This is a genomic window from Streptomyces graminilatus (assembly GCF_001418565.1).
Classification (GTDB): Bacteria; Actinomycetota; Actinomycetes; order Streptomycetales; family Streptomycetaceae; genus Streptomyces; species Streptomyces graminilatus.
Genome location: NZ_LIQQ01000418.1, coordinates 1 through 1577 on the forward strand (window position 1 = coordinate 1; position 1577 = coordinate 1577).

General features: G+C 68.5%; 1 protein-coding gene. It reads right to left on the bottom strand.

Annotation, left to right across the window (positions count from 1 at the left end):
• A partial coding sequence (locus tag AOK08_RS31135) for an aspartate ammonia-lyase (RefSeq protein WP_055532287.1) occupies positions 1 to 1300 on the bottom strand: 1300 nt, incomplete at its 3' end.
• Positions 1301 to 1577 lie beyond the last annotated feature (277 nt).

Sequence of the window (1577 nt, forward strand, 5' to 3'; positions counted from 1 at the left end):
CGAGGGCTTCCTTGGCGATGTCGGTGGCGGCGGTGTATCCGATGTACGGGTTGAGGGCGGTGACCAGGCCGATGGAGTTCTCCACGCTCGCGCGCAGTGCCTCGGTGTTGGCGGTGATGCCGTTCACGCAGCGTTCGGCGAGGGTGAGGCAGGCGGCGCGCAGGTGGGTGATGGACTCCGAGAGGGAGTGCAGGATGATCGGCTCGAAGGCGTTGAGCTGGAGCTGTCCGGCCTCGGCGGCCATGGTGATGGTGACGTCGTTGCCGATCACCTCGAAGGCGACCTGGTTGACGACCTCGGGGATCACCGGGTTGACCTTGCCGGGCATGATCGACGAACCCGCCTGTACCGGCGGCAGGTTGATCTCGCCGAGCCCGGCGCGTGGCCCGGAGGACAGCAGGCGCAGGTCGTTGCAGCTCTTCGACAGCTTGACCGCGACCCGCTTGAGGACGCCCGACATCTGGACGAACGCCCCGCAGTCCTGGGTGGCCTCGACCAGGTTGGCGGCGGTGACCAGTGGCAGTCCGGTGATCGCGGAGAGGTGGCGGCGGGCCGACTCGGCGTATCCGGCGGGGGCGTTGAGGCCCGTGCCGATCGCCGTGGCGCCCAGGTTGATCTCGTGGATCAGTTCGACGGCCTCCGCGAGGCGGCTGCGGTCCTCCTCGATCATCACGGCGTACGCCGAGAACTCCTGCCCGAGCGTCATGGGCACCGCGTCCTGGAGCTGCGTACGGCCCATCTTCAGGACGTCGCGGAACTCGACCGCCTTGCGGGCGAAGGCGTCCTGGAGCACGGCCATCGCCTTCAGCAGCTCGTGCACGGCGAAGACGGTCGCGACCTTGACGGCGGTCGGGTAGACGTCGTTGGTGGACTGCCCGAGGTTGACGTCCTCGTTGGGGTGCAGGTGCTCGTACCGGCCCTTGGCGTGGCCCAGCAGCTCCAGCGCCCGGTTGGCGACGACCTCGTTGGCGTTCATGTTGGTGGAGGTGCCGGCCCCGCCCTGCACCACGTCCACCACGAACTGGTCGTGCAGTTTGCCGTCCCGGATCTCCCGGCACGCCTCGACGATCGCGGCGGCCTTCTTCGGCTCCAGCAGCCCGAGTTCCTCGTTGGCGAGGGCGGCGGCCTCCTTGACGGCGGCGAGGGCGTCGATGAGGTGGGGGTAGGCGGAGATGGTCATACCGGTGATCGGGAAGTTCTCCGTGGCACGCAGGGTGTGGACACCCCAGTACGCGTCGGCGGGGACGTCACGGTCGCCGAGCAGATCGTGTTCGCTGCGGGTGGCTGCGGCGGTCGTCATGACTGGGTCGGCCTGCTTTCGTGAGAGGGGCTGCGTTTTCAGCCCGTCGGGCGTTTGTGGACGCGGCCGGCACCATCCAGCCCGTCCGGCGTTTGAGGACAAGGCCGACACCATCCAGCCCGTCCGGCGTTTGAGGACAAGGCCGACACCATCCAGCCCGTCCGGCGTTTGAGGACAAGGCCGACACCATCCAGCCCGTCCGGCGTTTGAGGACAAGGCCGACACCATCCAGCCCGTCCGGCGTTTGAGGACGCGGCCGGCACCATCCAGCCCGTCC